Source organism: Streptomyces sp. NPDC091289 (assembly GCF_044757365.1).
Classification (GTDB): Bacteria; Actinomycetota; Actinomycetes; order Streptomycetales; family Streptomycetaceae; genus Streptomyces.
The window spans coordinates 185,922-203,885 of sequence record NZ_JBIVUT010000007.1 but is presented as its reverse complement, the minus strand read 5'-3'; the positions used below and the strand labels follow the sequence as shown (position 1 = coordinate 203,885).

Annotated in this window: 12 protein-coding genes; 3 read left to right on the top strand and 9 right to left on the bottom strand. The window is 71.4% G+C overall.

Annotated features, from left to right (window positions below):
* Positions 1–72 precede the first annotated feature (72 nt).
* The 6 genes from ACIQPT_RS11565 to ACIQPT_RS11540 all read right to left on the bottom strand — a co-directional run bounded on the left by ACIQPT_RS11565 (position 73) and on the right by ACIQPT_RS11540 (position 8,254).
* Positions 73–1,803: a carbohydrate-binding module family 20 domain-containing protein gene (locus ACIQPT_RS11565; RefSeq protein WP_401154979.1), complete on the bottom strand. Its 1,731-nt coding sequence runs from the start codon at positions 1,801–1,803 to the stop codon at positions 73–75.
* 431 nt (positions 1,804–2,234) lie between these two features.
* Positions 2,235–3,296, bottom strand: coding sequence for a LacI family DNA-binding transcriptional regulator (locus ACIQPT_RS11560; protein ID WP_401154977.1), 1,062 nt, complete (start codon positions 3,294–3,296; stop codon positions 2,235–2,237).
* On the bottom strand, positions 3,281–4,957 hold the full coding sequence (locus tag ACIQPT_RS11555) for a glycoside hydrolase family 13 protein (RefSeq protein ID WP_401154976.1): 1,677 nt from the start codon (positions 4,955–4,957) through the stop codon (positions 3,281–3,283). Before ACIQPT_RS11555 ends, ACIQPT_RS11560 begins: the two co-directional genes overlap by 16 nt.
* A 111-nt stretch (positions 4,958–5,068) precedes the next feature.
* Positions 5,069–5,947, bottom strand: coding sequence for a sugar ABC transporter permease (locus ACIQPT_RS11550; RefSeq protein ID WP_401154974.1), 879 nt, complete (start codon positions 5,945–5,947; stop codon positions 5,069–5,071).
* On the bottom strand, positions 5,944–6,963 hold the full coding sequence (locus ACIQPT_RS11545; protein ID WP_401154972.1) for a carbohydrate ABC transporter permease: 1,020 nt from the start codon (positions 6,961–6,963) through the stop codon (positions 5,944–5,946). The genes ACIQPT_RS11550 and ACIQPT_RS11545 overlap by 4 nt, the downstream gene beginning before the upstream one ends.
* A 19-nt stretch (positions 6,964–6,982) precedes the next feature.
* On the bottom strand, positions 6,983–8,254 hold the full coding sequence (locus ACIQPT_RS11540) for an extracellular solute-binding protein (protein WP_401154970.1): 1,272 nt from the start codon (positions 8,252–8,254) through the stop codon (positions 6,983–6,985).
* Positions 8,255–8,611: 357 nt separating this feature from the next.
* Between ACIQPT_RS11540 and ACIQPT_RS11535 the strand changes: the two genes are divergently transcribed.
* Together ACIQPT_RS11535 and ACIQPT_RS11530 are read left to right on the top strand one after the other, a co-directional pair.
* Positions 8,612–9,655, top strand: a complete 1,044-nt coding sequence (locus ACIQPT_RS11535) for a LacI family DNA-binding transcriptional regulator (protein ID WP_401154968.1) — start codon at positions 8,612–8,614, stop codon at positions 9,653–9,655.
* A gap of 76 nt (positions 9,656–9,731) precedes the next feature.
* Positions 9,732–10,721, top strand: a complete 990-nt coding sequence (locus ACIQPT_RS11530; RefSeq protein WP_401154966.1) for a phosphatase PAP2 family protein — start codon at positions 9,732–9,734, stop codon at positions 10,719–10,721.
* A 127-nt stretch (positions 10,722–10,848) separates the two neighbouring features.
* Here the strand turns inward: ACIQPT_RS11530 and ACIQPT_RS11525 are convergent, their stop codons facing one another.
* Both ACIQPT_RS11525 and ACIQPT_RS11520 read right to left on the bottom strand, forming a co-directional pair.
* On the bottom strand, positions 10,849–12,447 hold the full coding sequence (locus ACIQPT_RS11525) for an amidohydrolase (protein ID WP_401154965.1): 1,599 nt from the start codon (positions 12,445–12,447) through the stop codon (positions 10,849–10,851).
* A 25-nt stretch (positions 12,448–12,472) separates the two neighbouring features.
* The gene (locus ACIQPT_RS11520) at positions 12,473–13,951 is read right to left on the bottom strand and encodes an APC family permease (protein WP_401154963.1); all 1,479 of its coding nucleotides are present in this window, start codon (positions 13,949–13,951) and stop codon (positions 12,473–12,475) included.
* A gap of 153 nt (positions 13,952–14,104) precedes the next feature.
* On the opposite strand from ACIQPT_RS11520, the gene ACIQPT_RS11515 reads away from it, so the two are divergent.
* On the top strand, positions 14,105–14,743 hold the full coding sequence (locus tag ACIQPT_RS11515) for a TetR/AcrR family transcriptional regulator (protein WP_401154961.1): 639 nt from the start codon (positions 14,105–14,107) through the stop codon (positions 14,741–14,743).
* A 91-nt stretch (positions 14,744–14,834) separates the two neighbouring features.
* Here the strand turns inward: ACIQPT_RS11515 and ACIQPT_RS11510 are convergent, their stop codons facing one another.
* Positions 14,835–17,831, bottom strand: a complete 2,997-nt coding sequence (locus ACIQPT_RS11510; protein ID WP_401154959.1) for a bifunctional [glutamine synthetase] adenylyltransferase/[glutamine synthetase]-adenylyl-L-tyrosine phosphorylase — start codon at positions 17,829–17,831, stop codon at positions 14,835–14,837.
* Positions 17,832–17,964 lie beyond the last annotated feature (133 nt).

The window sequence follows — 17,964 nt, the reverse complement described above, 5'->3', positions numbered from 1 at the left end:
GGGGGGGGGGGGGGGGGGGGGGGCCGGGGGCCGGCCGCCCCCCCCCCCCCCCCCCCGCTGAGGGGGTAGGGGTCAGCCGCGCCAGACGTCGGCGGTCAGCGTGACCTTTCCGGAGGCCGGGACGGTGGCGGTGCGGTTCGCGCCGCTCTCCCAGGTGACGTTGCCGCCGGCGTCCTCGCGGACGTACTTGTAGGCGAACGTGGTCCCGGCGGGGAGGTTCACGTCCAGCTTCCACACGGGGTACGCCGCCGGGTCGAGCTTCGGCGCGGTCGCCGGGTTCCAGTTGCCGAGGGCGGCCTGGTCGCCGGTGACGTGGATGTTCTGGCCGGGCTGGGTGGTGGCGTTGACGCCGAAGGAGGCGCCGGACCGGCCGTTGCCGGGATCCGGGTCGGGGTTCGTGCCGCCGCCCCCGCACGTACGGGCATTCACGTGCAGGGCGACGGCGGTGCCGGCCGGGACGGTGGCGGTGAACTGGCCGGAGCCGTTCACCGTGACGCCCTTGCCGGACTGCACGTCGCAGTAGTCTCCGGCGGGCAGAGCGGTCTGGAAGGTCCGGGTGAGCGAGGAGCCCTCGTGGTTGATGGCCACGTACGCCTTGGTCCCCCGGCCGAAGGCGATCTGATCGCCGCCGTTGTCCCACCAGTCGGTGACGGCCTGGCCGCGTGCCGCGTTGCGGAGGCCGACCATGGAGGAGATCTCGCGCCAGTCGTGCTGGCACTTCCAGCCGTCGCTGTAGCAGGCGTTCACCTGGCCGCCGCTGGGCGGTCCCGCGTCGTGGTCGCTGAACTCGTAGCCGGAGTGGACGTCCGGGGAGCCGTAGGGCCAGGCCAGCATGAAGACGCCTGCCAGGGTGTAGGCGGAGCCGTTCTTGTAGCTGAGGGCGTCGCCGCCGCGCTCGGTGTCGTGGTTGTCGACGAAGACGGCGGACTTGCCGGACTCCATGAAGCCCCAGCCCTCGCCGAAGTTCTTCAGGTGGGCGAGGTTCTCGTTGAGGAAGACCTGCTTGAGGCTCCGCCCGTAACGGAACTCCTGGACGTCGCCGGTGCCGAGGTATTCGGACGGCGAGACGGCCTCGCCCGCTCCGAAGATCGCCTCCTGCTTCCAGTAGACGTTCGGGTCGCTCAGCCGGGACTTGATGTTCGCGAGGTCACCGGCGGGCATGTGCTTGGCGGCGTCGATCCGGAAGCCGTCGACGCCGAGCGAGAGCAGGTCGTTCAGATATCCGGCGATCTTCCCGCGTACGTAGTCCTCGCCGGTGTCCAGGTCGGCGAGGCCGACGAGTTCGCAGTTCTGGACGTTGGCGCGGTCGTTGTAGTCGGTGATCTCGGCCCGGCAGTCGTCGAGGTCGCTGCCGGAGTAGAGGCCCGGGTAGTCGTACTTGGTGTACGCGGAGCCTCCGGTGCCGGTGCCGCTGCCCGCCGCCATGTGGTTGATGACGGCGTCGGCGACGACCTTCACGCCCGCCGAGTGACACGTGTTCACCATGGCGGAGAAGGCGGCGCGGTCGCCGAGGCGGCCGGCGATGCGGTAGCTGACGGGCTGGTAGGACGTCCACCACTGGCCGCCCTGGATGTGCTCCTGGGGCGGCGAGACCTGGACGTAGCCGTAGCCCGCCGGACCGAGGGAGTCCGTGCAGGCCTTGGCTATGGAGGCGAAGTTCCACTCGAACATCACGGCGGTGACGTCCTTGTCGCCCGGAGCGGCGGCACGCGCGGGGGACGCGGCGCCGAATCCGGTGGGGATGACGAGGGCGGCGGCGCCGGCCACGAGGGCGAGCGCGGCAGACAGGGGTCTGCGTGCCATGTCTTTCCTCCTGCGGGTGGGGGAAACGCGGGTGACGGTGCAGCCTCAGCCGGCAACGCGCCATGCCCTCAAGGCTCCTGAAGGTTCTTGCTGCAAGAATGCAAACCTTGCCGCGGAGCAGACCGTACGAGGCCTCCCGTTGCCGGTCAACCCTTTGGACATCTCCCGCTCACATCCGCGAAACAGGGGGATTCCCTCACCGATTTCTTGCTGCAAGGTCTTTCGCAAGATATTGCGGGCCTGTTACGTTCATCCCGACTCCGGTCCGGTCGGCCGAGGGTTCCGGTACCGCATCACGGCGTCGGACCCCACGCGCCCGGCCGGCCGGGCCGGTCACGACAAGAGAGGCACCCGGAGTCGCTGCAACTCCCCGCCGGCCCTTCCTGGGCCGACTCCTGGTGCCTCTCCTGTGCGTGCCCCCAAGGGCCTCGTCAGCCCTGGGTGCGTACCGCCGCCGTCGAGCCCCGGACGACCAGCTCCGGCTGGAAGACGTACTCGGTGCGCTGCACCGGGCTTCCGCCGATCTCCTCGAGGAGCGCGCCCACGGCGGCCGCCGCCATCGCCTGCACGGGCTGGCGCACGGTCGTCAGCGGCGGGTCGGTGAACGCGATGAGCTGCGAGTCGTCGAAGCCGACGACCGAGACGTCACGGGGCACGTCGAGGCCTCTCCCCCGGGCGGCGCGGACCACGCCGAGGGCCATCAGGTCGCTGCCGCAGACGATGCCCGTGCAGCCCGCATCCAGCAGGGCGCCCGCCGCCACCTGGCCGCCCTCGACGCTGAACAGCGTGGAACAGACCAGCAGTTCGGCTTCCGAGCGGTCCATACCGAGCATCGAGACGGCCGCCTCCACGAACCCGTCGCGCTTGCGGCGGGAGGGGACGTAGCGCTGCGGGCCGATGGCCAGGCCGATCCGGCGGTGGCCGAGGTCGGCGAGATGCCCGAGCGCCATCCGTACGGCAGCGTTGTCATCGGGTGACACGAACGGGGCGCTGATGCGTTCGTTGTAGCCGTTGATCAGGACGAACGGCACGCCGCGCTCGGTGAGCGCGGCGTACCGGCCGGGGTCGGCGGAGGTGTCCGCGTGCAGCCCGGAGAGGAAGACGATGCCGCCGACGCCGCGCTCCACGAGCTGCTCGACGAGCTCGTCCTCCGTTGCTCCGCCCGGGAGTTGGGTGCAGAGCACGGGGGTGTAGCCGTGCCCGGCCAGCACCTGTTCGACGGACTGCGCGAACGCCGGGAAGATCGGGTTGGTGAGTTCGGGCGTCACCAGGCCGATCAGTCCGGCACTGCGCTGCCGCAGCCGTACGGGCCGCTCGTAGCCCAGGATGTCGAGCGCCGCGAGCACCCGCTGACGCGTGGTGTCCGCGACGCCCTGCTTCCCGTTCAGGACCCGGCTGACCGTCGCCTCGCTGACCGCCGCCTGTCCGGCGATGTCGGAGAGGCGGGGCGCGGCCGTGGTCCTGGGCGCGGGCAGTGTCACACCGTCCACCACACCGTGGTGTCGGCGGGCAGCTCGGTCTCGGCGCCGTCCACGGTGACCGGGGAGCTGGCGAGCAGCACCCGGCCGCGGGCGGCGATCCGGACCGGGGCGCCGGTCGTGTTGACGGTGCAGACGAAGCCGGGGCGGGAGAGGACGAGGACGCCTTCGGGGCCGTCCAGCCACTCGACGTCGGTGCCCGCGCCGAGGCCCGGGTGCTCCCGGCGGGTGGCGATCGCGGCGCGGTACAGCTCCAGGGTGGAGCCCTCCACGCCGGTCTGCGCCTCGACGGACAGCTCGCCCCAGCCGGCGGGCTGCGGGAGCCAGCTGCCGCCGTCGCCGAAGCCGTAACTGCTGCCCTCGCGGGTCCACGGGATCGGGACGCGGCAGCCGTCGCGGAAGCCGTCCTGGCCCTCGGCGCGGAAGAACGAGGGGTCCTGGCGGGCCTCGTCGGGCAGGTCGGTGACGTCGGGCAGGCCGAGCTCCTCGCCCTGGTAGACGTAGGCGGAGCCGGGCAGGGCGAGCATCAGGAGGGTGGCGGCGCGGGCCCGGCGCAGGCCCAGCTCGCGGTCGCCGGGGGTACGGATCTGGGTGCCGAGGCCCGGCGGGTTGGCGAACCGGGTGGAGTGCCGGGTGACGTCGTGGTTGGAGAGCACCCAGGTGGTGGGCGCGCCGACCGGGCGCATGGCGTCGAGCGAGGTGTCGATGACCTTGCGGAGTTCGGCGGCGTCCCAGGCGGTGGACAGGTACTGGAAGTTGAACGCCTGGTGCATCTCGTCGGGGCGCACGTAGTTGGCGGTCCGCTCGACGGTCGGGGTCCACGCCTCGGCGACGGCGATGCGGTCGCCCGGGTACTCGTCGAGGATGGTGCGCCAGCTGCGGTAGATCGCGTGCACGCCGTCCTGGTCGAAGAACGGCATGACGTCGTTGCCGAGCAGCTTGAGCTGCTCGTGGGAGCCGATGTCGGGCAGCCCTTCGGCCTTGACGAGGCCCTGGGCGACGTCGACGCGGAAGCCGTCGACGCCCATGTCGAGCCAGAAGCGCAGGATCGAGCGGAACTCGTCGGCGACGGCCGGGTGCTCCCAGTTGAAGTCGGGCTGCTCGGGGGCGAAGAGGTGGAGGTACCAGTCGCCGGGGGTGCCGTCCGGGTCGACCGTACGGGTCCAGGCGGGGCCGCCGAAGATGGAGTCCCAGTCGTTGGGCGGGAGTTCGCCGTCGGCGCCCTTTCCGGGGCGGAAGTGGTAGCGCTCGCGCAGGGCGGAGCCGGGGCCCTCGGCCAGGGCGCGCTTGAACCACTCGTGCTGGTCGGAGGAGTGGTTGGGGACCAGGTCGACGATGACGCGCAGGCCCAGGCCGTGGGCCTCGCGGATCAGGGCGTCGGCGTCCAGCAGGTTGCCGAACATCGGGTCGATGGCCCGGTAGTCGGAGACGTCGTAGCCGGCGTCGGCCTGCGGGGAGGCGTAGAAGGGGGAGAGCCACACCGCGTCGACGCCCAGGTCCTTCAGGTGGGGCAGGCGGGCGGTGACGCCGGCGAGGTCGCCCATGCCGTCACCGTTGCCGTCGGCGAAGCTCCGTGGATAGACCTGGTAGATCACCGCGTCCTGCCACCAGCCGGTGCGGTGGCCCGGGGCGTCGTCGGACGTGCCGGTGGAGGGGGCAGCGAGGTGCTGGGTCATGTCGTCCCTGGGGTGTCTGGGTGGGGAGCGGCGCCGGTGACCGGGTCGGGGTTTCCGGCGCCGCCGTGACGGGTGCGTTGGTGCGTGCGGGTACTGGTGTCCGGGAGGTCCTCAGCCCTTGACGGCTCCGGCGGACATGCCGGTGACGAGGTGCTTCTGGGCGAACAGGAACACCAGGGCGGCCGGGATGGCGATGAGGACGGAGGCGGCGGTCATGGGGCCCCACTGGGCTCCGTACTGGTTGACGAACTTCTGGAGTCCGCCGGCCAGCGTGAGGTTCTCGTCGCCGACCAGGAAGGCGGAGGCGTAGGCCACTTCGCCCCAGGCGGTGATGAAGGAGTAGAACGCGGTGACCGCGAGGCCGGGCTTGGCCAGCGGCAGGATGAGCCGGAAGAAGGTGCCGAACGGGGTCAGCCCGTCGACCTCGCCGGACTCGTCGATCTCGCGCGGGATGGTGTCGAAGAAGCCCTTCATCATCCAGGCGCAGAACGGCACCGAGATGGTGAGGTAGGTGATGACGAGCCCGGTGGGCTGATTGAGCAGCCCCAGGGTCGACATGATGTTGTAGATCGGCACGATGAGGACGGCGACCGGGAACATCTGGGTGATCAGCAGCGTCCACATCAGCCCGCGCTTGCCGGGGAAGCGGAAGCGGCTGACCGCGTATCCGGTGGTGGCGGCGACGAAGACGCCGATCACGGTGGAGAGTCCGGAGATGATCACGGAGTTGGCGAACCAGTTGAGGAACTCGGTGTCGCGGATGAGGTTCGTGTAGTTGACGAACGTCGTCTCGCGGAAGAAGTCCGTGGTGGTCGCGAGCTCGGCGGGCTTGAGCGAGGTCAGCAGGACCCACAGCACCGGGAAGACCGCGATCACCGAGGCGACGATCAGGGTGAGGTGCAGGCCGACGGAGGCGAGCGGGGAGCGTTCGCCGCGCGGCCGGACCTTGCGCACCGCGTGCCGGGCGGGGGTGTCGGTCACGGTGGTCACCAGTTGTCTCCCTGGGAGCGCAGGACTCGCCGGTAGACCACGGCGAAGAGCATCAGGAGTACGAGGATCAGCACGCCCCACGTGGAGGACTGCGCGTAGTCGCGCGGGCTGATCTCGAAGGAGAACTTGTACGCCTGGGTCACCAGGATCTGGGTCGCCTCGCCGGGTCCGCCGCGGGTCAGCAGGAAGATCACCGGGAACATGTTGAAGGTCCAGATGGTGGAGAGCAGGACCACCGTGGTGGAGACCGGGCGCAGTCCGGGCAGGGTGATGTGGCGGAAGCGCTGCCAGGCGGTCGCGCCGTCCATCTCGGCGGCCTCGTACTGCTCGGAGGGGATGGACTGGAGTCCGCCGAGGAGGGCCACCATCATGAACGGGATGCCGAGCCAGACGTTGACGGCGATGACGGCGAACTTCGCCCAGGTGGGGTCGTTCAGCCAGGGGATGCCGTCGATGCCGGCCCCGCCGAGGATCTTGTTGAGCAGGCCGCGCTCCTCGTTGTAGAGGAAGCGCCAGGCGAAGACGGAGACGAAGCCGGGGATGGCCCAGGGCAGGATGAGGGCCATGCGGTAGGCGGAGCGCCCGGCGATGCGGCGGTTGAGGATGTTCGCCAGGGTCATGCCGATGACGAACGTGACGCTCACGCAGGAGACGGTCCACACCAGCGTCCAGCCGAGCGTGCCGAGGAACTGCGAGCCGGTCAGCGCGTCGATGTAGTTGTCCGCGCCGACGAACTTGTAGGTGGCCGGGATCTCGTTGACGCCGATGGAGCGGGCGACGTTGCGCTCGTCGGCGTCGGTCATCGACAGGTAGATGCCGCGGACCAGCGGGTAGCCGATGATCACGCCGATCACGAGGACGACCGGGGCGACCATGGCCCAGGCGTACCAGTGGACCGACAGGGCCCGCCGGATCCGGCCGGGCCTCGGTGGTGGGGTGCCAGTACCGCGGCTCCGGCCGCGGGCGACGTTCTCGCCCGCGGCCTTCACCACCGACTGGCTGGTGTGGACAGCCATCAGTCGGCCAACCTTCCTGTTACTTCCAGCCCTCGAGGAGCTTGCGGTAGGAGTCGCCGGTGGCCTTGGCCGCCTTCTCCGGCGTGGTCTGGCCGGTGAGGACCTTGGTGTACTCGACGCGCAGCGGCTCGAAGAGGCTGCCGCCCTCGGGGATCCAGGGGCGCTCGACGGCGGTCTCGACGACCGGCTTGAAGAAGCCGACGATCTCGCTGTTCACGGCCTCCTTCTTGGCGTACGCGGAGGTGCGCGTCGGCAGCAGGTTCAGCTCGCCGGCGGCGGTGGCCTGGCTGTCCACGGAGGTCATGTACTCGACGAAGGCGTAGGAGGCCTCAAGGTTCTTGGAGCCCGCGTAGACGGCGAGGTTGTGGCCGCCCTGCGGGGCGCCCTGGGCGGCGGAGCCGGCCGGGACCGGGGCGATGCCCAGGTTGTCCTTGTCCTTGAACTCCTTGCCGGCCAGGGTGTCGGAGACGGCCCAGGGACCGTTGATCATCATCGCGACGTCGCCGTTCTTGAACGCCTGCATCATGTTCTCCCAGCCGTCCGAGGCATCCGTCTTCGCGGTGCCGTCGTCGACCAGGGCCTTGACCGCCTTGAACGCCTTGACGCCCTCGGGCTTGTCGACGGTGACGGTCTTGGAGCCGGCGTCGACCATGTCGCCGCCCTCGCCGTACAGGAAGGAGAGGAAGTAGTACGGGTCGTCGCCGCGGAGGTAGAGGCCGGTCTTGCCGGTCTTGTCCTTGATCTTCTTGGCGACGGTCTTGAGGTCGTCCAGGTTCGCGGGCGCCTCGACGCCTGCCTCCTTGAACATCTTCTTGTTGTAGAAGACGCCCATGGAGTCGATGACCTGCGGCACGGCGTAGGTCTTGCCCTCGTACTCGGTGGATGCGACGGCCTGCTTGAGGAAGTCGTCCTGGTTCTTCAGGGCGGGGGTGTCGTCCAGCGGGGCCAGGTAGCCGAGGTTCGCGAAGTCCGGCGTCCAGGCGACCTCGGAGCGGATCACGTCGGGGGCGCCGTCGCCGGCCTGGGCGGCGTTCTTGAACTTGTTCTGCGCGTCGCCGAAGGGCACGCTGACGTACTTGACGTCGACCTTCGGGTGCTTCTTCTCGAAGCCCTCGGCCAGCTTCTTGAAGACCTTGTCCTCGCTGCCGACGCTGGAGGTGTCCCACCAGGTCACCGTGCCGGAGAGCTCGCCCGAGCTCTTGCTGCCGCCGGTCTCGTCGTCGCTGCCGCAGGCGGTCGCCGCGAGCGCCAGGGCCGCGACCAGGGCGGTGGCCGTTATGCCACGTCGCATCTGAACTCCTTCAACTGCCGTACCGCTCCGTCGCGGCGCCGGGTCGACGTGAACGTAACAAGGATGAAAGACGACCGAAAGACCTTGCGGAAGATTTCTGCAAGCCCTGGTGATCGTTACATTCGCGTGTCCTCAAGGTTGCCGTCAAGCCCCTTGACGGACGTCGCTCTCCCCTGGCAGAGGCAGGCGGGGCACGGCATATCCGCAGTGCGACGATCCGACCGCAGCCCGCGATCCAGGGCCGCAAGTCCTTGCAAGACGTTGCCGGAAAGCCCGCCGTCGATCTTCCCCGCGCGCCCTCTGGAAGACCCCACGCACGGTGGGCAATCCGACACGGGCCCGGTACAGTCCCATCCCATGACCGCACGGCTTGCCGATATCGCAACTCAGGCGGGGGTCAGCGAAGCAACGGTCAGCCGGGTCCTGAACGGCAAGCCCGGAGTCGCGGCGACCACCCGCGAATCCGTCCTCGCGGCACTCGACGTCCTGGGGTACGAACGCCCGGTCCGACTGCGCAGGCGCAGCGCGGGACTGGTCGGCCTGATCACCCCGGAGCTGGAGAACCCGATCTTCCCGGCGCTGGCGCAGGTCATCGGCCAGGCGCTGACCCGGCAGGGCTACACCCCGGTGCTGGCGACCCAGACCCCCGGCGGCTCCACCGAGGACGAACTCACCGAAATGCTGGTGGACCGGGGCGTCTCCGGCATCATCTTCGTCTCCGGGCTGCACGCCGACACCTCGGCCGATATGCAGCGCTACGAGCAATTGCGCGGCCAGGGCGTCCCCTTCGTCCTGGTGAACGGCTTCTCCGCCAAGGTGCAGGCGCCCTTCATCTCCCCGGACGACCGGGCGGCGATGCGGCTCGCGGTGACGCATCTGGTGTCCCTGGGCCACACCCGTATCGGCCTCGCGGTCGGCCCCAAGCGCTTCGTGCCGGTGCTCCGCAAGATCGAGGGCTTCCACTCCACGATGCGGGAGCAGCTGGGCCTCGCCGCCGACGAGGTGGAGGAGTTGATCCAGCACTCTCTGTACACCCTGGAGGGCGGTCAGGCCGCGGCCTCCGCCCTGATGGAGCGCGGCTGCACGGCGGTCGTGTGCGCGAGCGACATGATGGCGCTCGGGGCGATCCGGGCGGCCCGCCGGCTGTCGAAGGACGTGCCGCGGGATCTGTCGGTGGTGGGCTACGACGACTCCCCGCTCATAGCGTTCACGGATCCGCCGCTGACGACGATCCGGCAGCCGGTGACGGCGATGGGCCAGGCCGCGGTCCGCACGCTCCTGGAGGAGATCGGCGGAACCCCGGCCCCGCACAGCGAGTTCGTCTTCATGCCTGAGCTGGTGGTTCGTGGCTCGACGGCCTCCGGACCCGTAGGCGGCTCAGGGTCCCACCCTCGTCCTTGAGACGCAGAATGTGCGACCGGAACCCGACCGGAGGATGATCGGAGGCAGGGGAATCTCTATGGAAGACTCTCTGCCTATGGGTGAAACACAGGTGACAGCGCAGGAAGGCCGGTCGACGGCCGGTCCTTCACCCATCACGGCCGACAGGACGGAACGCTCCGGCTGGTCGGCCCGGTTCCGCTCCCTGCGGGTCCCCCGTCGCCCCCGGCTCTGGTTCGAGATCCTGCTCATCGCGGTCAGTTACTGGCTGTATTCGCTCGTGCGCAACGCCGTGCCGGAGCAGAAGGCCGCGGCCCTGAGCAACGCGGACTGGATCTGGTCGGCGGAGAAGACCCTGGGCCTCGCCTTCGAGGAAACGGTCAATCACGCGGTCAATTCCGTGACATGGCTGATCGTGTCGATGAACTACTACTACGCGACGCTGCACTTCGTCGTGACCATCGGCGTCCTCGTCTGGCTGTTCCGCCGCCACCCGGGCCGTTACGCGGCGACGCGGCTGGTCCTCTTCGCGACGACGGCGGTGGCCCTGCTCGGCTACTACCTCTACCCCCTGGCGCCACCCCGTCTGATGAACGGCGCGAACTTCATCGACACCGTGCTGGTGCACGAGACGTGGGGTTCGATGGCCTCGGGCAACTTCAAGAACATGTCGAACCAGTACGCGGCGATGCCGTCGATGCACATCGGCTGGTCGCTCTGGTGCGGTCTGACGATCTTCGCCCTGGCCTCGGCACCCTGGGCCCGCATTCTGGGCCTGCTCTACCCGACGCTCACCCTGGTCGTCATCGTGGCCACCGCCAACCATTTCTGGCTGGACGCGGTCGGCGGCATGGTCTGCCTCGCGTTCGGTTACGCGGTCTCCCGCGTCTGGTACGGCTCGCTGCCGCACCGACTGCCGAAGTGGGTGCCCGCCGGGAACGGGAAGGGGAACGGGACCGGGAAGGCACGGCTGACCGGCCTGCGCGCCGCCCGGCTGCCACGCCCGGCTTCGGAGCCGGATCCGGCTCCCGATCCGGATGCGGGCGCGAAGCCGGAGCCGGAGGCGGCCGGGTCGCGAAGACCGTAGCAAGCGGCGGCCGCGAGAAAAACAAACAGAGGCACGAGGTACGAGGTGCGGGGTGCGGGGCGGACACGATGTCCGCCCCGCACCCTTTTCCGTACGGCACCCCGTTCGTCCTGCCGGGCCGGGGCCGCTACCCCCGGTGCACGATCCGTCCGCCGGTGACCGTGAGCCGTACCGGGGCCTCGCCCAGCTCGTCGGCCGGGGCGTCGACCGGGTCCAGCCCGAAGGCCGTCAGATCGGCCCGGAAGCCGGGCGCGATCCGCCCCGCCACCTCCTGCTCCCCCGCCGCGACGGCCGCGTGGGAGGTGCAGCCCTCCAGCGCCATCAGCCCGGTCAGTGCCTGCTCCGGGGCGACGGGCTCGGTGTCGTACGCCCCCGGCAGCCGCCGCAGCCGCGCGGTGGCCAGCACCTGGCGTACGTCGTAGTGGGCGATCGGCCAGTCCGAGCCGAGCGCCAGGTAGGCCCCGGCGTCCCGCAGACCACGGCAGCGCCAGGCGCGCGCGGCCCGCTCGTCGCCGAGCCGCCGGGACCAGGCGTCGGTGTGGTCGGCGCGGGTGTACGCGGTGTGGGTGGGCTGCATGGAGGCGATCACGCCGAGCCGGACGAACCGCTCGGCCACCTCGTGCGGGATCGACTCGATGTGCTCGACGCGGTGGCGCAGCCGCCCGCTCCCGCCCAGCCCTTCCACGGTGTCCAGGACGTGCCGCACGGCCGCGTCCCCGATGGCGTGGGTGGCGGTGCCGACGCCGGCGCGGTGCAGGTGGGCGACGGCCTCGGTGTACGCGGCCGGGTCGGGCCAGAACGCCTCGGTGCCCTGGCCGTGGCAGTCGGCGTGCTCCAGCCAGGCGGTGCCGCCCTCGACGGTGCCGTCCATGAAGAACTTCACCCCGCCCACCCGCCACAGCCGCCCCGCCCTGCTCTGGAGCCGCACCAGCTCCTCCAGCCCCTCCTTGTCGACCCCCGGCATGCACCAGGGGGCGAGCCGGAGCCGTACGGGCAGGTCGGTGTCCTCCTCCACGGCGGCCAGCAGATCGGGTACGGAACCGTCGCCGAGGTCCATCACATGGGCCCCGGTCAGCCCGGTGGCGGCCATGGCGGACAGCAGCTCCACCAGTCCGGCCCGCCGCTCGGCGTACGAGGGCCGGGGCAGGAGCCCGGTGAACAGGTCCATGGCGGCGTGCTCGATCAGATGCCCGGTGGGCCGGCCCTCGGGGTCGCAGACGACTTCGGAGCGCTGGGCGAAGGAGCGGGGGCCGGTGATTCCGGCGCGTTCCAGGGCGGGCCCCGAGACGAGGGCGGAGTGCCCGTCGTAGAGCCGGATGAAGGCGGGCGAGCCGCCGAGGGCCTCGTCGATGTGGACATGGCTGACGGGCCGGTCCCCGAAGGCGTTGTGGTCCAGCCCCCACCCGAGCACCCACCCTCCGGTGCGCGGGGCGGCGGCGAGCGCGGCCCGGAGCTGGTCGAGGTCGCGGACGGCGGTGAGGTCGGCGCCGGTGGCCATCTCCAGGCCCCAGACGGGGTGGCTGTGGGCGTCGGTCAGCCCGGGGGTGAGGGTGGCCCCGGCCAGGTCGAGGTGTTCGGTGCCGGGCCCGCGCAGTTCTCGCAGGTCATCGGCGTCCCCGACACCGATGACGGTGCCTGCCCGGACGGCGACGGCGGTGGCCTCGGGGCGGGCGGGGTCGAGGGTGCGGACGCGGGCTCCGGTGATCAGGAGGTCGGCTGCGGGCACGGTACGGGCTCCTTGCGGGTGGTTTTCAGCGGGTGGTGGCGGGGGCGGGGTCGTCGGCGGCCGCGGGCTCGTCCGCGGTGTCCGCCCGGGGTTCGGCGGCGAAGGAGGCGTACACCTCGGGCCGGGTGCGCCGGAGGCGGCGGGCGAGGAGGAGCCCGAGCAGGAAGACCCCGGGCACGAGCGCGACGAGCAGGACGTTCACGCCGGTCGAGGCCCCGGTGAACAGCTCCACGTTGTACGAGACGAGCCCGATGGCCCCGGCCAGCAGCACGGCCGCCAGCAGCGGGGCGACGACGGTGCGCAGGGCGCCTTCCCGGTGCGGGATACGCCGGAAGAAGAGGAACACGGCCAGCGCGGCGAGGAGCTGGAGGACCATGAGCCCGATCATGCCCGGGGTGTTGACCCAGAGCAGGAGCTGCGCGTACGGGTCGGCCCCGGCGGCGGCGAACCCGAGGACGACGACTGCCCCGAGCACGGTCTGCGCGGCCCCGGCGACGTACGGGGAGCGGTGGCGCGGGTGGACGCGGCCGAGGAGCGGGGGCAGGACGCCCTCATCGGCGAGGGCGAGGCCGTACCGGTTGATGGCGTTGTGGAAGGCGAGCAGCGAGGCCAGCACGCTGGTGACGATGAGGACGTGCATCAGGTCGGCGGCCCAGGGCCCGACGTAGGTGGTGATGGCGGAGAAGAAGAGCCCGCCGGGGTCGTCGGCGGCGGCCCGCACCACCTTCTCCTCGCCGAACGCCTGGATGACGGCCCAGACGATGAAGGCGTAGAAGAGCCCCAGGAAGGCGACGGCGATGTAGGTGGCGCGCGGGACGGTCCGCTCCGGACTCCGGGCCTCACGCCGGTAGATGACGGTGGACTCGAACCCGGTGAAGGCGGCGAACGCGCAGGCCAGGACGGCTGCCATGCCGGGGACGAAGACGTTGCCGGGCGAGAAGGAGGCGAGCGAGAGCCCTTCGGCGGAGCCGCCCCGGTCGAGGAGCACCCCGCCCGCGAGCAGCACGAGGATCCCCGTCTCCGCGACGAGCAGCACGCCGAGCACCTTGGCGCCGAAGTCGATGGAGCGGAAGCCGCCGTACCAGATGAGCAGCAGTCCGGCGAGGGACACGGGCAGCCAGGGCACGTCGATGCCCCACAGGGCGTGGGCGGTGTCGGCGGTGGCGGAGCCGAGGAGTCCGTAGACGCCGATCTCCATGCCGTTGTAACCGAGCATGGCGATGAGCGCGGCGGCGATGCCGACCGGCTTGCCGAACCCGCGGGTGATGTACGCGTAGAAGGCCCCGGCGCTGCGGACGTGCCGGCTCATGGTGGTGAACCCGACGGCGAAGACCGCGAGGGTGACCCCCGCGACGAGATAGCCGACGGGGGCGCCGATGCCGCCGAGCATCAGGGCGACGGGGGCGACGCCGGCCATGACGGTGAGCGGGGCGGCGGCGGAGATGACGAAGAAGGCGATGTCGGCGGTGCCGAGCGTGCCCTTTCGGAGGGTGGGCGCAGACATGTGCGGAGGAGCCCTTCTGCGGCAGGCGAGCGGGCGGCGGCCCTGGTTCAGCTCGGGAGGGATAAACCTAAAGCCTTTCGGTTTCGGGGAATGTAGCCTCACCACAGGTCATCGGGGAAGACCTTTCGCCGACGTACGTCAGGAGAACCGCACATGGGACGGCCGCGCACTCCGCTGCTCGACCGGGAGCGCATCGGCGCCACGGCGCTCGAACTGCTCGACGAGCAGGGGGAGTTCAGCGTGCCGCAGGTGGCCCGCAGGCTGGGGGTGCAGACGGGTTCGGTGTATCACCATGTGGACGGCCGGGCCGGCGTCGTCGAACTGGTCCGGGAGCGGGTCAGCTCGGCCATCGACACGGCCACCCTCGACCTCCGCCCCTGGGACACGGCGCTGACCGCCTGGGCCCGCTCCTACCGCGCGGCTTTCGCCGCCCACCCGCACGCGATCCCGCTGCTCATGACGTCACCGGTGCGGGCCCCGAAGGTGCTGGCCCAGTACGAACAGGCGGTACGCCTGCTCCTGGACGTCGGCTTCCCGGTGGATCGGGTGATGGCGGTGATCACGGCCCTGGAGAACCTGGTGCTGGGCTCGGCCCTGGACCTGGCGGCCCCGGAGACGATGTGGGAACTCCCGGCGGACTCCCCGGATACGGAGAAACTGGCGGAGGCCCTGGCGGCGATCGGCCCGGGGAGGGCGGACGCGGCGTTCGAACTGGCACTGGAGGCGTTCGTGGAACACTGCCGGACCAACGTCAGCCCGTCCGGCACACGATCCAGCCCGCCCGGCGCTTGAGGGCGTCTTTATCAGCCCCTCCGGCGTTTGAGGAGCGGGGTCCGGGGCGGAGCCCCGAGGGGCCCCGGGGCCGGGCCCCGGGAGGACACGCCTAGGACGCCGCCCCGTAGAACCGCTCCTCCACCACCGCCCGAGCCCTCCGCGTGATCCGCCGGTAGTCGTCCAACATGTCCCCGACATGCCCCGGCTCGTACCCCAGGTACCGCCCCACCGCCGTCATCTCCCGCGCATCGGACGGGAACGTGTCGCCCGGCCGCCCCCGCACCAGCATCACCGCGTTGCGCACCCGCGTGGCCAGCACCCACGCCTCGTCCAGCGTCTGCGCGTCCTCCGCCGGGATCAGCCCCGCCGCACACGCGGCGGCCAGCGCCTCGCGCGTCCGCGTCGTGCGCAGCCCCGGCTCCGCCCACCCGTGCTGCATCTGCATCAGCTGCACGGTCCACTCGACGTCGCTCAGCCCGCCCCGCCCCAGCTTCGCGTGGAGCGTGGGGTCCGCGCCGCGCGGCATCCGCTCGGACTCCATCCGCGCCTTGAGCCGGCGGATCTCGCGTACGGCGTCCTCACCGAGCCCTTCCATCGGATACCGCAGCGGATCGACGAGCTCGATGAAGTCGCGCCCGAGATCCTCGTCGCCCGCCACCGGTTCGGCCCGCAGCAGCGCCTGGCTCTCCCAGACCAGCGCCCAGCGCCGGTAGTAGGCCTCGTACGACTTCAGCGTCCGCACCAGCGGCCCGGTCTTGCCCTCGGGCCGCAGATCGGCGTCGATGAGCAGCGGCGGATCGGCGGTGGGCAGCTGAAGAAGCCTCCGCATCTCCCCCACGACCGTGTTCGCCGCCCGCGCCGCCTCCTCGTCGCTCACGCCCTCGCGCGGCCGGTGGACGAAAAGGACGTCGGCGTCGGAGCCGTAACTCAGCTCGTGCCCGCCGAAGCGGCCCATGCCGATGACGGCGAACCGGGTCGGCAGCGTGTCGCCCCACTGGGCGCGGACGGCGGCCCGCAGCGCGCCCGCGATGGTGGCGGCGTTGAGGTCGGTGACGGCCGAGCCGACGCGGTCGACGAGCGCCCCGTGGTCCTGCTCGGCGGGGTTGTCCTCGGTGCCGTACGAGCCGATGAGGTCGGCGGCCGTCGTACGGAACAGCTCGCGGCGCCGCACCGCGCGCACCACCGCGACGGCCGACTCCGCGTCCCCGGCCCGCCCCACCGCGGCCAGCACCTCCTGGTCCAGGTGGGCCCGGGTGCGGGGCGTGAGTCCCTCCGGGTCGCCGAGGATCGCCACCGCCTCCGGGGCCCGCATGAGCAGGTCGGGGGCGAGGCGGCCGGCGGAGAGGACCCGGGCGAGGTTCTCCGCGGCCGCGCCCTCGTCGCGCAGGAGCCGCAGGTACCACGGGGTCTTGCCGAGCGCGTCGGACACCTTGCGGAAGCCGAGGAGACCGGCGTCCGGGTCGGCGGAGTCCGCGAACCAGCCGAGCAACACCGGCAGCAGGGTGCGCTGGATGGCAGCCTTGCGGGAGACTCCGGAGGAGAGGGCCTCCAGGTGCCGCAGGGCGGCGGCCGGGTCGGCGTACCCGAGGGCCTCCAGACGGTGGGCCGCGGCCTTCGCGCTGAGCCGGGACTCGGCGGGGGCCAGCTGGGCGACGGCGTCCAGCAGCGGCCGGTAGAAGATCTTCTCGTGCAGTCGCCGTACGACGGAGGCGTGCCGTTTCCACGCCTTGTTCAGCTCGGCCACCGGGTCGGTGCGCATCCCGAGCGACCGGCCGAGCCGCCGCAGATCCGCCTCGTCCTCGGGGACCAGGTGGGTGCGGCGCAGCCGGTAGAGCTGGATGCGGTGCTCCATGGAGCGCAGGAAGCGGTAGGCCTCGTCGAGCTGGGCGGCGTCCGCGCGGCCCACGTACCCGCCCTCGGCGAGCGCCCGCAGCGCTTCCAGGGTGGAGCCGCTGTGCAGCGAGGCGTCGCTGCGGCCGTGCACCAACTGGAGGAGCTGCACGGCGAATTCGACGTCGCGCAGGCCGCCGGGGCCGAGCTTCAGCTCCCGCTCGATCCGGTCGGCGGGGATGTTGTCGACGACGCGGCGGCGCATCTTCTGTACGTCGGGGACGAAGTTCTCCCGGTCGGCGGCCCCCCAGACGAGCGGCGACACCGCCTCGACGTACTCCGCGCCCAGCTCGGGGTCGCCGGCCACCGCGCGGGCCTTCAACAGGGCCTGGAACTCCCAGGTCTTGGCCCAGCGCTGGTAGTAGGCGAGGTGCGAGCTGAGGGTACGCACCAGCGGCCCGTTGCGGCCCTCGGGGCGGAGGTTGGCGTCGACCTCCCAGATGGTGCCCTCGGCGGTGGTCTCGGAGCAGATCCGCATCATGTGGGCGGCCAGCCGGGTGGCGGCCTGCATGGCCTTGGTCTCGTCGACGCCGTCGCGCGCCTCCCCGACGAAGATCACGTCGACGTCGGAGACGTAGTTCAGCTCCCGCCCGCCGCACTTGCCCATCGCGACGACGGCGAGCCGGCACTGCGCGGCGTCCTCGGGCGCGGCCGTCCGGGCGATGGCGAGTGCGGCGCGCAGGGTGGCCGTGGCGAGGTCGGCCAGTTCGGCGGCGGTCTGGGCGAGATCGGTGGTGCCGCACACGTCCCGGGCGGCGAGGGTGAGCAGGCACCGGCGGTAGGCGACCCGCAGCGAGTCCGGGTCGACGGCGCCGGCGAGCCCGGTCTCGAACTCGGCGACACCGGGGTGCAGGTCGACCGCCTCGTACGTGACGAGCGCCTGCCAGTCGCGCGGGTGCCGGGCCAGATGGTCCCCGAGGGCCTCCGAGGAGCCGAGGACCCCGAGGAGCCGGTCGCGCAGGGGTTTGGCGGTGACGAGGGTGTCGAGCAGCACCTGCCGCTCGTCCGCCGCCTCGGCCTCCACGATCCGGACGAGTCCGCGCAGGGCCAGATCCGGGTCGGCGGTGGCCCCGAGCGCCTCCAGGAGGACCGGATCCGACCGTACGGAGGCGAGCTCGTCCAGGCCCAGGAGCTGCTCGGCGGCGGACGGGTCGGTGAATCCGTGCCGCAGCAGCCTGGTGAACGTACTGCTCCTGCGCCCCGGCACCGTCGTCATTGCACGCTCTCCCGCCGCCCGAACCGATCTGCGTAACCGCTCGGCCGCTTCCTTGCCAGCCTCGCAGCTCTCCGAGCCTAGTCCTGTGCCGATGAATTCGGGGCGGCGGCGGAGTCCACCCACGGGGAAAGCA

What these genes read in the sequence shown, in the direction of transcription:
- ACIQPT_RS11565 (WP_401154979.1), bottom strand. Translation starts at nt 1,803, where the DNA reads ATGGCACGCAGACCCCTGTCTGCCGCGCTCGCCCTCGTGGCCGGCGCC.
- ACIQPT_RS11555 (WP_401154976.1), bottom strand. Translation starts at nt 4,957, where the DNA reads ATGACCCAGCACCTCGCTGCCCCCTCCACCGGCACGTCCGACGACGCC.
- ACIQPT_RS11545 (WP_401154972.1), bottom strand. Translation starts at nt 6,963, where the DNA reads ATGGCTGTCCACACCAGCCAGTCGGTGGTGAAGGCCGCGGGCGAGAAC.
- ACIQPT_RS11540 (WP_401154970.1), bottom strand. Translation starts at nt 8,254, where the DNA reads ATGCGACGTGGCATAACGGCCACCGCCCTGGTCGCGGCCCTGGCGCTC.
- ACIQPT_RS11535 (WP_401154968.1), top strand. Translation starts at nt 8,612, where the DNA reads ATGACCGCACGGCTTGCCGATATCGCAACTCAGGCGGGGGTCAGCGAA.
- ACIQPT_RS11530 (WP_401154966.1), top strand. Translation starts at nt 9,732, where the DNA reads ATGGGTGAAACACAGGTGACAGCGCAGGAAGGCCGGTCGACGGCCGGT.
- ACIQPT_RS11520 (WP_401154963.1), bottom strand. Translation starts at nt 13,951, where the DNA reads ATGTCTGCGCCCACCCTCCGAAAGGGCACGCTCGGCACCGCCGACATC.
- ACIQPT_RS11515 (WP_401154961.1), top strand. Translation starts at nt 14,105, where the DNA reads ATGGGACGGCCGCGCACTCCGCTGCTCGACCGGGAGCGCATCGGCGCC.
- ACIQPT_RS11510 (WP_401154959.1), bottom strand. Translation starts at nt 17,831, where the DNA reads ATGACGACGGTGCCGGGGCGCAGGAGCAGTACGTTCACCAGGCTGCTG.